General features: G+C 70.4%; 18 protein-coding genes. 9 read left to right on the top strand and 9 right to left on the bottom strand.

Features of this window, described 5'->3' with window-relative positions; all coding sequences use genetic code 11:
• Positions 1-145: 145 nt before the first annotated feature.
• Positions 146-1,687 carry an AMP-binding protein gene (locus ACFVJS_RS16185; protein WP_378882066.1) on the bottom strand — a complete coding sequence of 514 codons (1,542 nt, stop codon included), beginning with the start codon at positions 1,685-1,687 and terminating at the stop codon, positions 146-148.
• Positions 1,688-1,791: 104 nt separating this feature from the next.
• On the opposite strand from ACFVJS_RS16185, the gene ACFVJS_RS16180 reads away from it, so the two are divergent.
• From ACFVJS_RS16180 to ACFVJS_RS16170, 3 genes are read left to right on the top strand one after another with little or no spacing between them, the layout of a single operon-like run.
• Entirely contained in the window at positions 1,792-2,058 is a 267-nt protein-coding gene (locus tag ACFVJS_RS16180; protein ID WP_378882063.1) for a hypothetical protein, read from the top strand.
• On the top strand, positions 2,027-3,496 hold the full coding sequence (locus ACFVJS_RS16175) for a sensor histidine kinase (protein ID WP_378882060.1): 1,470 nt from the start codon (positions 2,027-2,029) through the stop codon (positions 3,494-3,496). The genes ACFVJS_RS16180 and ACFVJS_RS16175 overlap by 32 nt, the downstream gene beginning before the upstream one ends.
• Complete coding sequence (locus ACFVJS_RS16170; RefSeq protein ID WP_378882057.1) at positions 3,481-4,146, top strand: response regulator transcription factor; 666 nt, start codon at positions 3,481-3,483, stop codon at positions 4,144-4,146. The genes ACFVJS_RS16175 and ACFVJS_RS16170 overlap by 16 nt, the downstream gene beginning before the upstream one ends.
• A gap of 31 nt (positions 4,147-4,177) precedes the next feature.
• On the opposite strand, the gene ACFVJS_RS16165 is transcribed toward ACFVJS_RS16170, so the two are convergent.
• Complete coding sequence (locus ACFVJS_RS16165; protein ID WP_378882054.1) at positions 4,178-5,050, bottom strand: serine/threonine-protein kinase; 873 nt, start codon at positions 5,048-5,050, stop codon at positions 4,178-4,180.
• Positions 5,051-5,058: 8 nt separating this feature from the next.
• Positions 5,059-5,424: a hypothetical protein gene (locus tag ACFVJS_RS16160; protein WP_378882051.1), complete on the bottom strand. Its 366-nt coding sequence runs from the start codon at positions 5,422-5,424 to the stop codon at positions 5,059-5,061.
• 150 nt (positions 5,425-5,574) lie between these two features.
• Here ACFVJS_RS16160 and ACFVJS_RS16155 point away from each other — a divergent pair, with 150 nt between their 5' ends.
• Together ACFVJS_RS16155 and ACFVJS_RS16150 are read left to right on the top strand one after the other, a co-directional pair.
• On the top strand, positions 5,575-6,009 hold the full coding sequence (locus ACFVJS_RS16155; protein ID WP_378882048.1) for a hypothetical protein: 435 nt from the start codon (positions 5,575-5,577) through the stop codon (positions 6,007-6,009).
• A 57-nt stretch (positions 6,010-6,066) separates the two neighbouring features.
• Positions 6,067-7,149 (top strand): Vms1/Ankzf1 family peptidyl-tRNA hydrolase, encoded by a 1,083-nt coding sequence (locus ACFVJS_RS16150; protein WP_378882045.1) that lies wholly within the window; start codon positions 6,067-6,069, stop codon positions 7,147-7,149.
• Between the two features lie 30 nt (positions 7,150-7,179).
• On the opposite strand, the gene ACFVJS_RS16145 is transcribed toward ACFVJS_RS16150, so the two are convergent.
• The 4 genes from ACFVJS_RS16145 to ACFVJS_RS16130 form a co-directional block, all read right to left on the bottom strand.
• The gene (locus ACFVJS_RS16145; RefSeq protein ID WP_378882043.1) at positions 7,180-8,112 is read right to left on the bottom strand and encodes a lysophospholipid acyltransferase family protein; all 933 of its coding nucleotides are present in this window, start codon (positions 8,110-8,112) and stop codon (positions 7,180-7,182) included.
• 10 nt (positions 8,113-8,122) lie between these two features.
• A complete protein-coding gene (locus ACFVJS_RS16140; protein ID WP_378882040.1) occupies positions 8,123-9,703 on the bottom strand; it encodes a lactate racemase domain-containing protein in 1,581 nt (526 codons plus the stop codon).
• Between the two features lie 29 nt (positions 9,704-9,732).
• On the bottom strand, positions 9,733-10,923 hold the full coding sequence (locus tag ACFVJS_RS16135) for a zinc-binding dehydrogenase (protein ID WP_378882037.1): 1,191 nt from the start codon (positions 10,921-10,923) through the stop codon (positions 9,733-9,735).
• Between the two features lie 101 nt (positions 10,924-11,024).
• The gene (locus ACFVJS_RS16130) at positions 11,025-13,283 is read right to left on the bottom strand and encodes an HAD-IB family hydrolase (RefSeq protein ID WP_378882035.1); all 2,259 of its coding nucleotides are present in this window, start codon (positions 13,281-13,283) and stop codon (positions 11,025-11,027) included.
• 118 nt (positions 13,284-13,401) lie between these two features.
• On the opposite strand from ACFVJS_RS16130, the gene ACFVJS_RS16125 reads away from it, so the two are divergent.
• The 4 genes from ACFVJS_RS16125 (at position 13,402) to ACFVJS_RS16110 (ending at position 16,296) form a co-directional block, all read left to right on the top strand.
• Positions 13,402-14,991 carry a SigE family RNA polymerase sigma factor gene (locus ACFVJS_RS16125; protein ID WP_378882032.1) on the top strand — a complete coding sequence of 530 codons (1,590 nt, stop codon included), beginning with the start codon at positions 13,402-13,404 and terminating at the stop codon, positions 14,989-14,991.
• 43 nt (positions 14,992-15,034) lie between these two features.
• Positions 15,035-15,532: a hypothetical protein gene (locus ACFVJS_RS16120; protein WP_378882029.1), complete on the top strand. Its 498-nt coding sequence runs from the start codon at positions 15,035-15,037 to the stop codon at positions 15,530-15,532.
• A gap of 173 nt (positions 15,533-15,705) precedes the next feature.
• The gene (locus ACFVJS_RS16115; protein ID WP_378882027.1) at positions 15,706-15,840 is read left to right on the top strand and encodes a hypothetical protein; all 135 of its coding nucleotides are present in this window, start codon (positions 15,706-15,708) and stop codon (positions 15,838-15,840) included.
• Between the two features lie 120 nt (positions 15,841-15,960).
• Positions 15,961-16,296, top strand: a complete 336-nt coding sequence (locus tag ACFVJS_RS16110; protein WP_378882025.1) for a DUF1048 domain-containing protein — start codon at positions 15,961-15,963, stop codon at positions 16,294-16,296.
• Between the two features lies 1 nt (position 16,297).
• On the opposite strand, the gene ACFVJS_RS16105 is transcribed toward ACFVJS_RS16110, so the two are convergent.
• Positions 16,298-16,810, bottom strand: coding sequence for a GNAT family N-acetyltransferase (locus ACFVJS_RS16105; RefSeq protein WP_378882022.1), 513 nt, complete (start codon positions 16,808-16,810; stop codon positions 16,298-16,300).
• A partial coding sequence (locus tag ACFVJS_RS16100) for a penicillin acylase family protein (RefSeq protein WP_378882019.1) occupies positions 16,801-18,739 on the bottom strand: 1,939 nt, incomplete at its 5' end. The genes ACFVJS_RS16105 and ACFVJS_RS16100, both read right to left, overlap by 10 nt.

Genomic DNA, 18,739 nt, shown 5'->3' with positions numbered 1-18,739 from the left:
GCCGGCGCGACCGCCCCCACACACCCCGTCGCCCCGGCGCGCCCGGCCCCCGCGCGCGGGCCCGAGGCGCCGACTCGCCCCGAATATCCGGGACAGATGCGCCGACTCGGCGCGGATTTCTGGGACAGATGCGCCGGGTCGGCGGTCAGTTGACCTTGCGCTCGCGGTCGCCCCAGTAGGGCTCGCGGAGCTTGAACTTCTGCAGCTTTCCGGTGGCCGTGCGGGCCAGGGAGTCGCGGAACTCGACGACCGTGGGAGCCTTGTAGCCGGCGGCTCGCTCCTTGCACCAGGCGATCAGCTCCTCCTGGGTCGCCTCGGTCCCGGGCGCGAGGACGACGAGGGCGAGGATGGTCTCGCCCCACTTCTCGCTCGGGATGCCGATGACGGCTACCTCGGCGACCGCGGGGTGCAGGAAGAGGACGTCCTCGACCTCGGCGCTCGAGACGTTCTCGCCGCCGGTGATGATGACGTCCTTGATGCGGTCTGAGATGGTGAGGTAGCCGTCGTCTCCGAGGCTGCCGCCGTCGCCGGTGTGGAACCAGCCGTCGGCCAGCGCTTTCTCGGTCTCCTCGGGCTTCTCCCAGTAGCCCTCGAGCACCACGTTGGAGCGCGCCAGGACCTCCTTGTCGGGCGAGATGTCGAGGCTCACCCCGATCGCGGGCGCGCCGGCGCGGGTCAGCTTCGCGGCGCGCTCCATCGGGTCGAGGTCGTCCCACTCGGCACGGGTGCGGTTGATGGTCAGCAGCGGCGAGGTCTCGGTGAGGCCGTAGATCTGGATGAACTCCCAGCCGAGCTCCTCCTGGACGCGGACGACTGTCTTCGTGGGCGGCGGAGCGCCGGCCATGATGATCCGCACCCGGTCACGGCCCGGGATCTCGCCCTCGGTCTCCTGCCACTGCGGCAGTGCGTCGAGCACGGCGGCCGCCACCGCGGGGGCGGCGCACATGTAGGTGACCCCGTGGTCGCGTACGCGGCGCAGGATTTCCATCCCGTCGACCTTGCGCAGCACGATGTGCTTGATGCCGAGGCCGGTCGCGGCGAACGGCATCCCCCAGCCGTTGGCGTGGAACATCGGCAGCGTGTGCAGGTAGACGTCACGGTCGGTCAGCCCGGCGTGGAGGCCGAACGTCAGCGCGTTGGTCCAGATGTTGCGGTGGGTGATCTGCACGCCCTTGGGCCGAGCGGTCGTGCCGGAGGTGTAGTTGATCGTCGCGGTCGCGTTCTCGTCCGGCTCCCACGGCTTCGGTTCGACACCCTCCGCGGCGTAGAGGTTGACGTCGTCACCGAGCACGAAGCGGTGCTTGGCGGTGACATCCTTGAGCGCCTCGTCGATCTCCGGGTCGACCCACAGCACCGAGGCGCCCGACTGCTCCACGATGTAGGAGACCTCGTCGGGACGCAACCGGAAGTTGACGGGCACCAAGATGCGTCCGTAGCCGGAGACGCCGTAGAACGCGGTCAGGAGCCGCGCGGAGTTGTGGGAGACGATCGCGACCCGCTCCCCCACCCCGATGCCGAGCTCGTCCAGCTTCGCCGCCATCCGCTTGGCGAGCGCCTTCATCTCGGCGTACGTCACCTCCCCGAGCGAAGCCGCCGGCTGGTCGGGCTCGTCGACGATGCCCACCCGCTCGCCGTAGACGGATGCGGCACGGTCGATGAAGTCGTTGACGCTGAACGGGACGAACACGGGCGTTACCTCCAGGTGCAAGTGGTGACCCGCATCACTGTATCGATGAGAGGTCTCTCATGGACCCCCACTTCGGACAGGTCGTCAGGCACTATCGGAGGGTCATGTCCCGCACCCTGAAACTCGTCCTTCCGCTGGTGGTGCTCGTGGCCGTCGGCGTCTACCTGGCCGGCTCCTTCGCGGGAGCCTCCGAGAACGACCCGCCGCCGCGCGAGCCGGTCGTGCTGCCCTCCCAGTCGGCCTCGCCGTCCTCGCCGAGCACCGGATCGTCGCCGAGCTCGGATCCCTCGGGTGTCCCGGTCGTCACCCCCGGTCCCGTCGACGATGATGATGACGACGATGACCGCGACGACCGCCATGACGACGACTGACCCACGCCACCGAGGGCTGTCCGTACGCGCCCGGATCACCGCTTCCGTCGCTCTCCTGGTCACGCTCGCCTTGGCCGGCGCCGGCCTCATCGTCTACGCCGTCGAGCTCGGCCGGGTCGACGCCGCGACCACGCGCGAGATGGAGCAGGAGCTCGACGAGTTCTCCCGGCTGCGCACCGAGGGCATCGATCCCGAGACCCGGGCGCCGTACGACGTGGAGGGACTGCTGCGGACGTTCCTGAGCCGCAACGTGCCCGACGACGACGAGCTCCTCGTCGCCTGGGTCGACGGCAAGCCGCGCGCACACTTCCCCGAGGACCCGCTGATCTCCACCGCACGGTTCAGCAGAGCCGTCGCCGACGTCGTCGTCGACGGCGGGACGACCTACCTCGACACCGCCGCGGGCGAGGTACGCATCACCAGCCAGCCCGTGCGGCAGGACACCGCCACGGGCACGACCGAGGGCGCCCTCCTGGTGGTCTCCTACCTCGACGAGGACCGTGCCGAGCTGCGCAGCACCATGCGGACCTACACGATCGTCGCGGGTCTCCTCGCCCTGCTCGTGACCTTGGTCGCGGCCTGGCAGTCCGGGCGGCTGCTCGCCCCGCTGACCCGGCTGCGGCAGGCCACCGGCGCGATCAGCGCCACCGACCTCTCCGCCCGCCTGCCCGAGTCGGGCAACGACGACATCTCGGCGCTGACGAGGAACTTCAACGACATGCTGGCCCGCCTGGAGCGGGCGTTCTCCGACCAGCGGCAGTTCCTCGACGACGCCGGTCACGAGCTGCGTACGCCGCTGACGATCATCGGCGGCCACCTCGAGCTCCTCGACGAGTCCGACCCGGCCGAGGTCGAGCAGACCCGGCGGCTGGCGCTCGACGAGGTCGACCGGATGAGCCGGCTGGTCGGCGACCTGATCCTGCTCGCCAAGCACGACCGGCCCGACTTCCTCACCCTCGAGGAGGTCGACGTCGACACGCTCACCGAGGACATCCTCGCCAAGGCCAGCGCGCTCGCCGACCGCGACTGGCATCTCGACGCGGCCACCCCCGGCACCTGGCGCCTGGACCCGCAGCGCGTCACCCAGGCGATGCTGCAGCTGTGCGACAACGCCGTCGGCCACACCGTTCCCGGCGACCGGATCGCGGTGGGCTCGGCGACGGTCGACGGCTCCCTGCGGCTGTGGGTACGCGACACCGGCCCCGGGGTGCCGCCCGAGGACCGCGAGCGGATCTTCGAGAGGTTCGCCCGCGGCTCCGAGACCGGCTCGGGCGACCGCCCGGGGCTCGGCCTCGGCCTGGCCATCGTCTCCGCGATCGCCACCGCCCACGGCGGCACCGTCGGCGTCGAGGACGCGACACCGCCCGGCGCCCGCTTCACGATCACCCTGCCCGCACCCCGCGACCCACACGAAGGAGAGGCATGGCCCGCATCCTAATCGTCGAGGACGAGGACCGCATCGCGGCCTTCCTGGCCAAGGGCCTGAGCGCCGACGGCCATCAGACGACCACCGTCGCCGACGGCCTCGAAGGGCTCGAGGAGGCGCTCAGCGGCGCCTACGACCTGATGGTGCTCGACATCGGCCTCCCGACCATCGACGGCTTCGAGGTGCTCGACCAACTACGCGCCCAGGGCTCCCGGATGCCGGTGGTGGTGCTGACCGCCCGCGACTCGGTCCACGACACCGTCTCGGCACTCGAGGGCGGCGCCGACGACTACCTCGCCAAGCCGTTCCGCTTCGCCGAGCTGCGGGCCCGGATCAACGTACGCCTGCGGCAGCAGGACAACACCGACGCCGAGGTCGGCGAGCTCCGCTCCGGCTCGGTCGCGCTGGACCTGCGTACGCGGCGGCTGCGGGTCGACGGGCGCGAGACCGACCTCTCGGCGCGCGAGTTCGCGCTGGCGGAGGTCCTCCTGCGGCATCCGGGGCAGGTGCTCTCCCGCGCGCAGCTGCTCGACCTGGCCTGGGGCATGGACTTCGACCCCGGTTCCAACGTCGTCGACGTCTACGTCGGCTACCTGCGCAAGAAGCTGGGAACGGCCCGGGTCGAGACCGTCCGCGGTATGGGCTACCGCTTCCAGCCCTGACCCGGGCCTCCCGGCGATCAGCTCAGGGGGATCAGCTGAGCCGCAGGCCGCCCAGCGAGGCCCGCGGAAGCCGCTCCAGCGCGGGCGAGACGGTCTCGGCGATCTCGGCCGGCGCCGGCCGGTCACCGGCCTCCGGGGCCAGGCACGCCTCGATGACCTTGACGATCTCGGGCGGCGTACGTCTGGGGAGGGCGGCGGGGCGGGAGACGAGCTGCGGGTAGCGCTCCGTGCGGTCGGCGGCAGAAGGGTCGCCATGGGGGAACGGCCGTTCGCCGGCGACGGCGTGGAAGAGGGTCGCGCCGAGCGCCCAGACGTCGGAGGCGGGGCCGACCTCGCCACGCTCGCCGGGGAGGCACTGCTCGGGCGCCATGTAGGCATCGGTGCCGATCTCGTGGCGGAGCGCGGCGGCCGCGGCCACCGGCCGGGCGACCGAGAGGTCGATCAGCCGGGCCGGCGAGCCCATGATCAGGTTGCTCGGCTTGATGTCGAGGTGCACCCAGCCGGAGCGGCGCAGGTAGTGCAGGGCCGAGGCGAGGTCGAGCGCCAGCGGAAGGTACTGCTGCTCCGGCAGACGGCCATGGCGGCGGATCAGGGTCGAGAGCCGCGGGCCCTCGACGTGCTCCATCACCACGTACGGCCGCTCGCCGTCGAGGTCCTCACGCAGGCCGCGGACGAGGACGGGGTGCCTCAGGTTCGTCAGCGCGTCGGTCTCGCGCCGCAGCGCGTTGCGGCTGGTGTCGCTCTCGATCAGGTTCGGTCGCAGCACCTTGGCCACGACCGGACCGTAGGTGATCTCGTCGAAGGCGAGGAAGGCCTCGTACGACGAGCCGCCCCCGAGCAGCCGCATCGCGGTCAGCTCGGGGGTGATCGCGTCACCCTGGACCAGGCCCCAGGTGTCGGTCATCGTCGGACTCAGCCCTGGGCCCGGTCGTTGGTGTTGTCGTCGCGCGTGTTGTTCTTGGTGTTGTCATCCTTCGTCTGGTCGTCGCGGGTGACCTTGTCGCGGGTGTTGTCCCGGGTGTTGTCCTTGGTCGCCCGCGTCACGCCGGTGCCGTTGGTCGCGGTGTCGTTGCCGGCGGCGTCACGGGTGACGTCGTCGACGTCGTTGTCGGCGTCGTTGTCATCGTCATCGTCGACGGTGGTCACCTGGGTGTTGGACTTCTCCTCACGCTTGGCATAGCCGTCGTCATCGACAGCGGCAGCGCTCTGGTAGCTGAACACAGCGGCCGCGACCACGCCGACCAGGCCGGTCCCGAGGATCATCGGAAGCTTCTTCATCATTCGTCCCTTCAGGTTCTGCCCCGGGTGTTCCCGGCGCCATGCAAGAACCATCTCCACCCGCGGTGAGGTGACCGTGAGACGACCATGAGAGCTCTCTCATCCGCGAGCCGGTTCGGGTCCGGTGGCCGGTGGTGGTAGGAACGTCCCGTGCAGAACGGGGAGTGGCGCGAGATCGCGCTCAAGGTCGGGGCGCTGCTGCTGGTCGGAGTGCTGATCTCGGTGGCCGGCTACGGCTACTCCCGTTCCCGCTTCCGTGAGCACGCCACCGAGCAGGCGGAGACGGCTGCCAGCAGGTTCGCCCGGACGACGAGCTGGACCACGGTCGAGGCGAAGCCGGAGCTGGTGGCGCAGTGGGCCCGGGCCTGCCCCTCGGTCCAGACCCCGCCGACCGAGAAGACGGCCGACGCGCGCGGCCATCTGGAGAAGGTACGCATCACCTCCACCGACCTCACCGAGACCGGCGCCACGGTGGAGCTGACCCCCGACGGCGGCCAGTCCGTGTTCACCCTGGTGGTGACCCGTTCCGGGGAGGGCAAGGACGAGGAGTGGCGGGTCACCGAGGTGACCTGCGCGGCGGGCTGATCCCGACCGTGTGTCGGCCCCCGTTTGCCAGCCCCCTGAGGTGGGTACCACACCGGTATGGACACCGCTGGATTCACCACTTTGTTGAACCGCCCAGGTCCGTACGCCACCGTGCTGGCCGATGTCAGCCAGGACTCGGAGAACGCGGCTCACGCCAAGGAGCTGCGCGTCCGCGCCGTCTGCGAGGAGCTCTCCGCTCAGGGCGCCCCGCCGGAAGTCGTGGCACAGGTCTCGGAGCGGCTGGGGACGAACCTGCACCAGCCCGCGCCGCTGGCGCACGTCGTCGTCGCGACGCCCGAGGGGATCGCCTACGACGAGGTGGCCGTCGCCGAGGTCCCGAACCAGGTCGCGACCTGGGACGCGCTCCCCGACCTCGGCACCTGGATCGCCGCCCGCGACGCCTCGATGCCGTTCGTGCTGGTCATGGTCGACCACACCGGCGGCGAGATCTCGCTGTGGGACTCGGGCTTGCCGCGGCCGACGAGCACGACGACCGTCGAGGGCGACGAGCTCGAGCATGTGCACAAGGTCCAGGACAACGTCGGCTGGGCGGCGTTCCGTATGCAGCAGACCACCGACAACGTGTGGCGCCACAACGCCGACAAGGTGGCCGAGGAGGTCACCCGGCTGATCCGCGACCACGGCCATGAGCTCGTCCTCGTCGGCGGCGACCCGAACTCGGTCGGCAGGCTGCGCGCTGATCTCGCCGACCTTCCCGTGGAGGTGGTCGAGCTGGCGAGCGGTCAGCGTGCCGCCGACGGCGGCGACCAGGCACGCGACGACGCGATCCGCAGCGCGCTGCTCGACCGTGTCGTGAGCCGCCGCACGGCCCTCGTCCGACGCCTCGAGGAGGCCTGGGGTCGGGGCGACCGCGCGGCCACCGGCGTACGTGACGTCGCCGACGCCTTCGTCACCGGCCGCGTCGACACCCTGCTGATCGACCCGGACGCGCTGGCCGGGCGCACGCTCGACCCGGCGGACCACCCCGGCCTCAGCTTCGGGGAGGCTCCGGTCAACGGCCCGATCGAGGCCGGCGAGGCGCTCATCGCCGCTGCGGTCCTCACCGACGCGGAGGTGTGCGTGCTGCCCGCGAGCGTGCTGGGCGACGCACCCGTGGCCGCGCTGCTGCGGTGGTCTTGAGCCGGAGCCGGAGCCGGAGCCGGGCCCGGCTCAGCGGTGCCAGGCCCTGATCGTGTCCGGCTCGGTGTCGGGAGACTCCGTGGCCGCCCAGACCTTGCGCCACTCGGCGATCTCCTCACCGGCGGGGTCGGGCGTGCTGCGCTCGGCGGCGCGCCGCATCGAGGCGTACCAGTCGGTGGCGTCCTCATCCAGCAGTCTCGCCACCGCGGCCCGGATCCGGGGCGCGAACTCGCGCACCGTCTCGCCCTCGGCCGGGCGGAGCGGCTCCCCGAAACGTACGGTCAGCTGGCGGCGGCCGCCGGACCTGTCCTTCTCGGGCCAGTTCACGCCGCGCGGCATCGCGGCATAGGTGCCGCGGTGGGCGATCGGGACGACCGGGACGCCGTACTCGATGGCCAGGTAGGCGGCGCCCGACCGGAACCGGCCGACGGTGCCGTCCTTGGACCGGGTGCCCTCGGGGAAGACCACCAGCGACCAGCCCTCGGCCAGCACCTCGCCCGGCTGGGTCGACAGCGCTCCGCCACGGCGGTCGATCGGCAGCGTGTTGAAGACCAGCGAGGAGCCCACGGCCCGCCACCAGGTGTCGAAGAAGTAGTCGGCCGCGGCCGCCACCGCGGTCTTGCGCCGCCACTTGTCTGGGAGCGACAGCAGGATCAGAGGCGTGTCCAGGTGGGAGGCGTGGTTGGCCACGAAGATCACCGGGCCGTCGAGCCGGTCGAGCACGTCCAGCCCCTCGACCTGGGTCTTCACCTGGGAGCGGAACACCGCCTCGAGCCCGGCCTGGGCGACCTCCCGGACCGCCCGCGCGGCGGGCTTGCGCGACCACTCGTTGTCGAAGACCGTCGTCTCTGCCTGTGGCACGAACGGCTCCGCCGACCGCGGGACCTGCGCCCGATGACCCCAGCGCCAGCCCCGCTTCATGAGGCGTACGTCGCGGACCGTGTCCTTCCAGAAGCTGCTCATCGACGACACCTCATCGCACGTCCGCCAGCAGGTGCGGAGGGTTGCGCAGATAGGTGATCGACGGCGCCGGCCCCACGGTCGAGCTCGCCATCTCCAGGGCGTCGCGCAAGGTGGTCGCCGACCGGAAGCCCATCCGGGCCGCGGCCTTGGGGTTCCCGCCGACCCAGATGACGTCACCGAGGTGGTCGAGCGCGTGCGCGATCCAGTACCACATGTAGAACGGGTGGACGCCGTGGTAGGCGTTGGAGGTGCGGTAGAGATGGACGTACCAGGGGTCGGTCGCGAACTGCTCCTCGAACTTCGGTCCGATCAAGGCGGGATCGGTCGTGTCGGCCAGCACCTCCTCGTAGAAGTCGACGTAGGAGGGGTGGGTGAGCGTGTTGAAGCCCTCGTCGAGCGGGTGGTAGAGGATCGCGACGCCACCCTCTCGCACGACGGGCTGGCGCAGGTAGGAGTTGAAGTAGTAGCCCAGGCCCATGCAGGCGGCCAGGATCGGGTTCATGGTCGAGTTGACGTTGTAGGGGCCGAGGTAGGGCACCCCCATCACCATCACGTCGGACTGCCCCTCGACCTTGACCCGCTGCTGCTGGTGGACGCGCTGCACGGTCAGCTCGTGGACCGGCTCGACGGCGCCGGCGGTGATCCCGGTCAGCCCGTAGTTGGAGCGCAGGTCGTGGAACATCTTGTGACGCATCTTCTGCGGCGCCACGGCCAGCCCTCGGCGCAGACCGAGCACGGTGGCCTGGTCGCGCAGCGACCACTCCCACTCGCGCTTGAGCAGGGTGTCGTAGGGCTTCCCGAAGACCTCGTTGTCGAGCGTCGTCTCGATCTGGAACACCTTGACGTGCTCGCCGATCAGCCGGCCCATCCGCCACGCCGAGGAGTGCATCTCGGAGTGCTTGTGGTCCATGAAGGAGCGCGAGTGAACCATCGTCTTGGCGTTGTGGTGGTGCTTGATCGACTTGTAGGAGGCCAGCCCGATGCCGACCGACTTGTGGCCGCCGTCCATCGCGACGAGGTTGACGTTGACGTAGACGAGCAGGTCGGAGGTGGCCGCCCGCTTGTTGATCTCGACGTCCTCGCCCTTCTCGGTGACGCCCATGTGCTCGAGGTTGGAGCGGTCCTCGGCGTCGTGGTTGTAGAGCTTTCCGGAGGGTGCGAAGGAGCGGAAGACGCGCTCGCCGACGATGTGTTTCATCTCGGCGTCGGTCATCCGGCGGTGGAGGGCGAGCGCCGCGATGATCTCCACGTCATCGACGCCCTTCTCGGCCGCGATCGTGAGCACCTGCTCGATGATCCGGCCGCGGATGTCGGGCGCCTTCATCGTGGGCAGCGGCAGGGAGAGGTCGTCGAAGGCGATCGTCAGCCGCATCCCCGGGAACATCAGCTCGCGCAGCGGCTCGGAGTCGACCGGGCTCTCCAGGGCCTCCCGGATCGCCTCGTCCACGTCCGGCACCGTCGGCAGCGACTCGGGCGGATAGACCACCCGGGTGCCCTGCGGGAACTCTTCCAGCCGAAACCCGAGCCCCTCGTGGACGAGCAGGGGCGGCGTACGGTCGTCGACCTCCAGAACGAATCCTGGGCGTGTCATCGATGACTCTCCTTCTGTGACGGCTGTGTTCAACTGGTCCGGCGAGGGTCGAACGCCACCTTGACGGTGCCGAGCCGACCGGCTGAGTGGGCATGGTCGAGGGCCTCGCGCCAGCGGTGGAGCGGGTAGGGCGCAACGGTCTTGGCGAGGCGGCACATGGCGTCGTGGCCGACCAGGTCGAGGGCGGTGGCGAAGTCGCCCGAGCCCCGCGAGGAGGCGTACGTCCCGACAACCTCGAGCTCCCGGAACCAGGCCGCGGACAGATCGGCGGAGGCCGGCATCCCGGAGAGCACCACGCGGCCGCCGGCGCGGGTGGCGTGCAGGCAGGTCTGCAGCGACTCCTTGGAGCCGACCGCGTCGACGGTCACGTCGACGCCGCCGAGCAGGTAGGGGGAGGAGAGCATCTCGGGTTCGAGCATGAAAGCGCTGGTCGCGCGGCGGATTCGCCGCAGCGTCTCGCCCGGTGCGACCACCTCGGTGGCGCCGAACTCGAGCGCCAGCTCACGCTGGTGGGCGTGCTTGGCCACGACCAGGATCTCACCGGCGTCGGTGAGCTCGCGCAGGGCCAGCGTGGCCAGCAGCCCGACCGACCCGGCACCCGAGACGAGCACTCGGTCGCCGGGCTTGATCGCGGCCCTTCGCGCCGTGTGGACCGCACAGGCGACCGGCTCGGCGAGCAGCGCCTGCTCGTCGGAGTAGCCCTCCGGCACCACGTGGAGCTGGGAGCGGTGCACCGAGAGCTGCTGGGACCAGCCGCCGCCGGTGTCGTGGCAGAACCCGGTCTGCAGACCGGAGGAGATGTCGCCGACGGTGATCCGGGAGCACCGGTTGGTCTCGCCGCGCACGCACGCCTCGCACGCCTCCAGCCCGCGCGCGGCACAGGTCAGGACCGGGTCGACGACCACGCGCGTGCCGGCCGCCAGGTCGCCGCACGGGTCGAGCAGCTCGCCGACGATCTCGTGGCCGGGCACGAACGGCAGGCTCACCAGCGGCTGGAAGTAGAGGGACGTCTTCCCCGACAGCATCCCCAGATCGGAACCGCAGATCCCGGCCAGCGACACCTTCAGCCTCGCCCACCCGTCGTGGTCGACCTTCGGCGGGTCGAGCGTCACCATCCGCAGCGGCGCCGCCGCCCCGGTCAGCAGCAGCGGCAGCCGCCCGCCGGCGACCTTCCCCAGCGCCGTCTTGGCGACGCTGCGGTACATCTCGAGCGCGAGCATTCAGGCCTCCCGACCGTGGTGTGGGATACCCGGTCGACCGGGTATCCCTGGACTTGACGGGCACTGAAACACCCCACAAGCCCATGAAGTGCCTGTCATGTTCACCTCCTGCCCACCGGGTCGAGCGTCCGGCTCGCGTGGCCCGGCGACTCCCAGTCGACGATCGTCCAGTGCGACTTCTTGGCGTGCCGGAACAGAGGTACGTCAGGCCGGACCGCCACCGGGTGGCCGACCGCCGCCAGCAGCGGGAGGTCGGAGTGGGAGTCGGCGTAGGCGAAGCAGTCGGCCGGCGAGATGCCCTCGCGGCGGGACCACTCGCGCACGAACGCCCCGCGCGACTCCCCGACCAGCGGCGAGGCGGCCAGGTGGCCGGTGCAGTAGCCGCGGTCGTCGACGGCCAGGTCGGCGGCCTCGATGTGGTCGAACAGCGGCAGCAACGGCCGGGTCAGCGGCCGGATCGCGCCGGTGACGAGCACCGTCACGTGCCCCGCGGCACGGTGCTCCCGGATCCGCCGGACCGCGTCCGGGGCCAGCCGCCCGAGGATGTGCGTGGTCAGGTGCTGATCGACGATCTCGTCGAGCTCGGAGAGCCGCGCGCCGGCGTACTCCTTGTAGACCGTACGCAGCAGCGAGCTGCGCTCGGCACGGTCCGCCCACACGTACTTGGGCACCTTGCCGGCCATCCGGGCGATCTCCGCGGCCTTCTTCGTGCCCGACAGCTCGCCGAGGCGCAGCCACAGGTAGGTCTCGATGACGTTGGACGACATCAGGGTGCCGTCGAGGTCGAAGAAGGCCGCGACCCGCTTCTCGTCGGTGGGCGAGGCGGCCGAGATCCGCGGCATCCGGCCGGGAACCGGCTTCTTCCGCAGCTTGCGGAGCTCGTCGAGCTCGCGGACCGGCTTGGTCACCGACGGCACGTGGATGTCGTGGAGATACTCGTGCCAGTCGATCACGCCGGTGTCGAAGGCGAAGGTCTCCTGGTCGGCCGGCGACAGCGACCGGTAGAGCGCGAGGGTGTTGGCGTCGACGAAGCGGAGGTCGGCCTGGGCGTACTCCTTGTAGAGGTCGAGGTAGCGCCGCAGGAACTTCAGCCGCCGGCCCTGCCGGTCGAGGTCGCGGGCCCAGCCGCGGGTGCGGTCGCTGCGCGGGGCCAGCCCGAGGAGGGTGTCGGCGATCTTGTGCACCTTCTCCCCGGTCGTCATCATCCGCTCGACCGAGGCCCCGCCCGGGAAGGTCCACTCCGGCAGCCGCGCGGCGCCGCGGTCGCCCGCCGCGAACGGCTCCTTCTCGAAGTAGGCGCGCACGTTCTCGTAGAGCATCCCGAAGGTCACCGGGTTGCGGTCGCCGGAAGCGAGGTGGAAGTAGGCCGGCTCACCGTGCTCGGGCGGGTGGGCCAGGCAGGCGACGATGGAGGCGACCACGTGGTCGACCGGCACGATGTCGATGGCCGTGTCCGCGGCGGCCGGGAAGAGCGGCAGCTCACCGCGCCCGTAGGCCAGGATCAGCGGCTCGGCCATCTTGAAGCCCTCGATCCAGCCGGGATGCGGACGGGAGAGTGCCGACTCGATGATCGCCGGGCGGTAGATCGTGGCCCGGTGCCCGGCGGCGGCGTGGGCCTCCACGACCCGCTCCCCCAGCGCCTTGGTGAAGGTGTAGCAGTCGGTCCAGCCCAGCGAGCGCGCCCGCTCGGTGCCGAGACGTACGAGCTCCTCCTTCACCCACTTCTTGCGCGCCTCCTCGGCGGCAGCGGCGGCGGTCATCAGGCCGGCACGACCGTGCTCGCGCTCGGCCTGCTTGCGCAGCCTGGAGATCACCTCGACGCTGCGCGAACGCTCCTCGACCGCGGCACGCTGCGCCAGCCCCCAGGCGAGCTCGGCGTCCACGTCGACGGCGTGGTCCACGGGGCCCTCGGGGATGTGTCCCCTCCGCCGCCCGGACACATACGCGGTCGAGACGTGCAGATAGTGGATGTCGCGCCCGGTCTCCTCGACCCGCTTGAGCAGCTCGCGCACACCGACGACGTTGGTGACGAAGCCTTCGTCGACCGGCGGGTCGAACGAGACGTCGCCCGCCGAGTGCACCACGGCATCCAGATCGTCCGGCAGCGCGGGCGGGTCGGAGAGATCGCCCTCGACGACATTCACCTGCGCGTCCGCGACCGCCTCGAAGATCGGCTTGGCCAGCAGCTTCGCAATCCGCGCCGCCCCCGGGGTCGAGCCCTTCGGACGCACGAGGACGCTGAGGCGTACGTCCGGCACCTCGGTCAGCAGCAGGTGCAGTAGCGCCTCCCCGACGAACCCGGTCACGCCCGTGAGCAGGACGTGTTGTCCCGCGAGCCGTTCTCTGATCTCAGAGGTCACCCGGGTGATTCTGCCCAATCCAGCAAAGTCCGCACGTCAATTCTGTTCAAATCGGGCACCCAACCTTTCGCCGGGCTCGTTACGTGTAAGCCATCGGACGACCGATCTGGAGACCGATGTGCTGACTGACCTGCTCGAAGACCTCGCCCACGAGGCACCCACCGGCGGTGCCCCGCCCGGGCAGCTGTGGCGGCGTGGCCGTCGGATCGCGCGTACGCGGCGTGTCGGCACCATCGCCATCGCTGCATTCGCCTGTCTGGTGCTGATCGCGCTGGGTTCGGTGACCTGGCAGCAGCGCGCCGTCGAGCCGCCCGCCGCGGAAACCGAGACGAAGACGCACGTCCCGGCACGGATCTACCGACCGAGCCCCTATCTTCCGGGGACCGACGATAAGGGTCCGCCAGGGGTCCTGATCGCGACGATCAAAACCGAGCGCAAGGGCTGGGCCGATCGTGGGTGCGGGCTGGTCGGAGTTTCGGCTGCCACCGGCGACTATCGGTTCCTCGACCTACTCGACGCGCATCCGGAGCACCTCGGTGACGCCGCGCTGTCGCCCGACGGCCGGCACGTGGCGTACTGGATCACCGGCTCGGTTCCCGATCCGCTCCCGGAACGTCCGAAAGTGCCGAGCAGCACCGCATTATCCGACTACCCACCGATCGTCGGTTATGCCGTCTACGACACCGTCGCCGGCAAGGCCGAGCGACTGGTGCAGTCGACGCAGCATGGCCTCGACGGCCGGGCCTTGGTCTGGTTCGACCCCACTCATCTCGGCGTCGAGATCGGGCAGATGCAGGACTGCTGCTCCTCAAACGACTCGCAGAGCCTTGTCTTCGACCTGACCTCACGTCGCCCGACCAGCATCGACGTCATGCTCACCAACGCGAGCACCAACGCTGTCGGAAGCCTCGTCGCGGGGAGTGACAACTCGGTCGTCGTCGAAGCCGACGGCTCCACGACGCCCGCCCACATCCCGCAGACCGCTGGGCGGATCAACGGAAGCCAGTTCGTCGCCCTCTCCCCGGATGCGAAGCGCACCGCAGCGATCTACGGAAACGGGGTACCAGGGCCGGTCTACGTCAAGGCATCGACACCATCGCAAACGGCGAGCGGATCCCTGGCACGTACGTGGGGGGGTTCTGCTGGTTGGACGAGACCCATCTCGCGGCCTTGCAGCGTCACGGAGAAGGGCCCCGGGTCGACTGACAGCGATCTGTTCGAGGAGTTCGTCGCCGGCCGCCGCCCGGCCCTGCTGCGTACGGCGTTCCTCCTCACCGGTCATGCCGAGGACGCCGAGGACCTCGTCCAGACGACGCTCATCAAGGTGGTGCCGAGATGGGCCAGGATCAAGGACAACCCGGAGGCGTACGTCCGCAAGGTGCTCGCGCGTGAAGCAATCACCCGGTGGCGCACCCGTCGCTGGCGCGAGACCCTGGTCGAGCACCTGCCCGATCGGGAGGCGACCGGGCCGGACCCGACCTCTGGCATCGCCCTTCGGGATGCGCTGCTGCGGCTCCCGCCTCCACAGCGTACGGTCATCGTCCTGCGCTACTACGACGACCTCACCGAGCGCGAGACCGCGGCCACACTCGGCGTCTCGATCGGCACCGTCAAGTCTCAGAGCAGCGACGCGCTCACGCGGCTCCGGGTCCTGATCCCCGATCTCGCCTCGTCCGACAGGTCCTCGGTTGCGGGCTTGCGAGGGTGACCTGCGAAACTGACGGGACCCCACAGACCCCGAGGAGACGTACGTGTCGAGGAAGCTGCTCAGCGTCGCAGCCGTCCTCTCCGCGACCGCTCTCGCAGGCTGCGGCTCCGGCGAGCCGACCACCAGCAGCCCTGGTCCCAGCCCCTCCACCTCCTCCCCGGTCGAGGCCTCCGGGCCGTGTCTCTTCGAGCCTGCCCAGGTCGCCAGCGCCATTCCTGGGTCGTGGTCGCACACCGCCGACGAGGACGTGTGCACCTACACCAGCGATCGGGGCGCGATCTTCGTGACCACCTTGGTCGACACGTCGGTCTCGGCCGGGCTCTCCGCCAGCCGGGAGGACTGCATCCCCTCTCCTCCGCCTGTTGAGGTCGGATCCCGGGCGTTCGTGTGTATCGAGTCGCACGACGATGGGGATCTCGTGGTCGGGAACGTTGCTGTCGGGAGTCGGTTGTGGTCGCTCGTCATCGTTCCTGACGAGGGGGTACATGACGCTGAGCTCGGGGCTATGGGGCGGCTTGTCGAGACGGTGGCCGACTCCTGAACCGCTGGTCGAGACCGACACGGTTCTCTTCTCCGGGAGGGCTCGGTTTGGCGGCTGTGTTTCGGTTCAGGGTTCGCCGCCGACCCGGTCTTTGAGTGTTTCTCGATTGCGAGCGATGCAACCAGGCGAAAGAAGCGCTCGGGTGGCAGGCCAGACCAGGACCCGACGGCAGCATGATCACCATCACACCCACCGGCCATGTCTACACGAGCCCACCACCCGAGACCTGGCGACCAGACCCACCACCACTGTCCCGAGCAGAGTTCGCACTGCGCGACGTACTCCTCGATCACACCCTCGCCGCCTGACACTCCAGGCTCGCAGAACTTTCTTCGGATCGGTGCTTGACCTTGACGCTACGTCAGGCCTGCACGCTTCTTCCACAGCCCCAAACCGAGGGCCTGAAACCACCGAAGAAGGAGCACACCATGAACAACATCCTCACCCGCCTCATCGGCGACAAGAAGGACTGGAAGCGCATGGAGGCCCGTGCCGCCGAGCTGCCGGCCGACTACCGCACCGTCTACGGCGAGACGAAGAGCTACATGTGGCGCTTCACCGCCAGCGCCGGCATGGACATCGTCGACATCCTCCGCGACATCCTCGACCTGTTCGAAACAGAAGCCGCCACCGGCCGCAGCGTCATCGACGTCACCGGACCCGACCTGGCCGCCTTCTGCGACGCCCGGTTGCCCGAACAGCACGACACCTACCGCGCCAAGCTCCGGAACGACCTCAACGAGGTCGCCCAGAAGCTGTCGTGAGTCAGGGCAGGTCGAGGAAGGCGTACTGGGCGACCTTGTGCGGGAGCTGGACGACCGGGCCCCGCTTGAAGCCGTAGTCGTCGAGTCGGGCGAGAGAGGCCTCGTTGGTGGCGTCCGGCTCGACGACGATGCGGCGGGCGCCGGCCTTGACGATGATCTCTTCGATGAAGAAGTCCATGACGCGCTCGGTCTTGCCCTTGCGGGTCGGGGTGTCGGCGAGGAAGAGGTGCGCGCCGATATCGCCGGGACGGCGCTCGTAGAAGGTGCCGAGCTCGTCGACCTCGGGGTCCCAGGTCTGGAACAGGGCAACGGGCTCGCCGTCGATCTCGACGATGTACGCCGCTAGGTGCGGTTGCTCCTGCAGCCAGGTGTAGATCTCCTCGATCTCCTCGCGCGGCTTCTCGACCATGCCCCAGAACTTGGCCCGGTCGTCGTGCAACCAGTCGCACAGCAGGTCGATGTCGGCCGACGGCTCCAGGTCGCGGATCGTCAGGGCCGGGTCTGTCAGGGGCATGGTGTCTCCTCGGTGAGCAGGGACCAGTCGGTGACGACGCGTACGGCGCCTCCGTCGGCCCAGGCGTGGTGCTGGTCGGTGTGGTGGGGACTGTGGGGGTCACCGCTGACACCCAGCGGTACGACCCATCGGCTGTGGTCGCGGTCGTCGAGGTCCCAGGCGTAGCGGGCGACCGACCCGCGAACGGTCACGGTGGTGCCCGGGATCCAGGCGTTGCAGCGGACCGTGTCGGTGTCGCCGGGCAGCGGGGTGGCGGGCGCCGTCCGGGTGTGCGGGAGCTCGAACTGCTCCAGCGCGTGCAGCGGCCAGAAGCGGTGGCTCTCCGGCCATGGCGTCGGCTCGCGGCCGGCCACGGCCTTCGCTGCCTCGGCCACCAGCTCGCGCAGGTCCAAGCCGAACGGCTTCTCGGCGGCCAGGATGACGTGCAGCGCGCCGGCCACCCGGGCCGGCAGGCTGAACCAGGGCTGGTAGAGCGGCCCGTGCTCCGACGGCTCCCGCAGCGGCGCGAGCACCGGTGCCGCGCAGATCCGGTCGACGACCTCGGCGCGCAGCGCGGCGTACCAGGACGCGCCCGGCGATCCGTCCATCGTGCCGTCCCACTCGTCCAGGGCCTGCGGCCACAGGTCGGCGGGGACCAGTGCCAGCAGCGGCCCGCCGGCCATCTGGGTGGTGTCGGCGAGCACCTCCACCGCGTCCTTCGCGTCGAGCGGACCTGCGTCGGAGAGAAGCTCGCTGATCCGGTGCGCGCGGAAGGGCGGCGCGAAGCCCGACGCGAGGACGTCGAACTCCGGCATGCACCGGTCGTTGGCGGTCACCACGGCGCCGTCAGCAGAGCCCGTACGCCGCGGGAGCGGGTCGACCCAGCCGGTCCACTCCCCCGCGTGGTCACGAGTGGGCACCCGGCCGCCGACCGTGTGGACGACGTCGCCGGCCTCGTCGGCGATCACCCAGTTGTTGACCGGCTCGACCCAGCGCTCCACCGCCGCCTCCACGTCGGCGACCGAGCGTGCCCGCAGCAGCGGCAGCAGCGCCGCGAAGCCGAGGTCACCGAGCTCGTGGCCGGGCGTACGCAGCGCCTGACCCCAGCCCTCCTCCGGATCGTCGAGGACCACCGGCCCGCGCTCGGTCTCGAGGATCTCGACCGGGACCGGCTCGTGTCCGCGGACGAGCACCGTCTCCACGCTCCGCCGCACCACGTCGCCACCCGGGCGCAGGTCGACACGGTAGAGATCCTGGTAGTCGCCCATCGCGTTGGTGATGCCCCACGCGACCTGGCCGGCGTGCGCGAAGTGCTGGACGCCGGGGACGCCGGGAAAGGTCATCCCGACCACGTCGAAGGCGTCGTCGGGGTCGGTGCAGGCCAGCCGCACCTGGAGGTAGACGTTGGGTGCCTCGAAGACCCGGTGCGGGTCACCGGCCACCAGCGGCAGCCCCGAGCGGGTGGGGCCGCCACCGACGGCGTACGCGTTGGAGCCGCCGGAGAGTCCCCCGGTCAACCCTTCCGTGCGGAACAGCTCGGCCTCGGCCCCGAGCACCCGCGCGGCACGGGCGCCGAAGAGCTTCGAGGGGAACGAGCCGAAGAGGATCTGCTGGACCCAGAAGACCGCGATCGGCGTCCACGGCTGCCAGGTCCCAGGCGCCGGACCGAGCCCGTCCGGGCCGTCCAGCTCGACGCAGGAGGTCTCGGCGAGGCCGGCGCGGACCCCGTCGACGAACGCTGCCAGGAACTCCTGCGTCTCCTCGTCGAGCCCCGCATAAGCAGAACGCGCGACCGCCGCGATCCGGGCGCGGCGGGCGAAGGTGTCCCACTCCAGCCCGGCCGGGCCGAGCAGCTCGGCGGTGCGGCCCTCACCGCGCAGCCGCTCGATCTCGAGCTGCCAGGCGCGGTCCCGCGCGGTGGCCCGGCCCTGGAGCCGGGCCACCTCGGTC

Origin of the sequence: Nocardioides sp. NPDC057772 (assembly GCF_042798075.1) — a bacterium.
In the GTDB taxonomy this organism is placed as follows: domain Bacteria; phylum Actinomycetota; class Actinomycetes; order Propionibacteriales; family Nocardioidaceae; genus Nocardioides.
This window is presented reverse-complemented; position numbering and strand designations above follow the sequence as displayed.

Excerpts from the sequence above, each read along its gene's own strand:
- ACFVJS_RS16180 (WP_378882063.1), top strand. The coding sequence starts at position 1,792 with ATGTCCCGCACCCTGAAACTCGTCCTTCCGCTGGTGGTGCTCGTGGCC.
- ACFVJS_RS16175 (WP_378882060.1), top strand. The coding sequence starts at position 2,027 with ATGACCGCGACGACCGCCATGACGACGACTGACCCACGCCACCGAGGG.
- ACFVJS_RS16170 (WP_378882057.1), top strand. The coding sequence starts at position 3,481 with ATGGCCCGCATCCTAATCGTCGAGGACGAGGACCGCATCGCGGCCTTC.
- ACFVJS_RS16165 (WP_378882054.1), bottom strand. The coding sequence starts at position 5,050 with ATGACCGACACCTGGGGCCTGGTCCAGGGTGACGCGATCACCCCCGAG.
- ACFVJS_RS16160 (WP_378882051.1), bottom strand. The coding sequence starts at position 5,424 with ATGAAGAAGCTTCCGATGATCCTCGGGACCGGCCTGGTCGGCGTGGTC.
- ACFVJS_RS16150 (WP_378882045.1), top strand. The coding sequence starts at position 6,067 with ATGGACACCGCTGGATTCACCACTTTGTTGAACCGCCCAGGTCCGTAC.
- ACFVJS_RS16145 (WP_378882043.1), bottom strand. The coding sequence starts at position 8,112 with ATGAGCAGCTTCTGGAAGGACACGGTCCGCGACGTACGCCTCATGAAG.
- ACFVJS_RS16140 (WP_378882040.1), bottom strand. The coding sequence starts at position 9,703 with ATGACACGCCCAGGATTCGTTCTGGAGGTCGACGACCGTACGCCGCCC.
- ACFVJS_RS16135 (WP_378882037.1), bottom strand. The coding sequence starts at position 10,923 with ATGCTCGCGCTCGAGATGTACCGCAGCGTCGCCAAGACGGCGCTGGGG.
- ACFVJS_RS16115 (WP_378882027.1), top strand. The coding sequence starts at position 15,706 with ATGATCACCATCACACCCACCGGCCATGTCTACACGAGCCCACCACCC.
- ACFVJS_RS16110 (WP_378882025.1), top strand. The coding sequence starts at position 15,961 with ATGAACAACATCCTCACCCGCCTCATCGGCGACAAGAAGGACTGGAAG.
- ACFVJS_RS16105 (WP_378882022.1), bottom strand. The coding sequence starts at position 16,810 with ATGCCCCTGACAGACCCGGCCCTGACGATCCGCGACCTGGAGCCGTCG.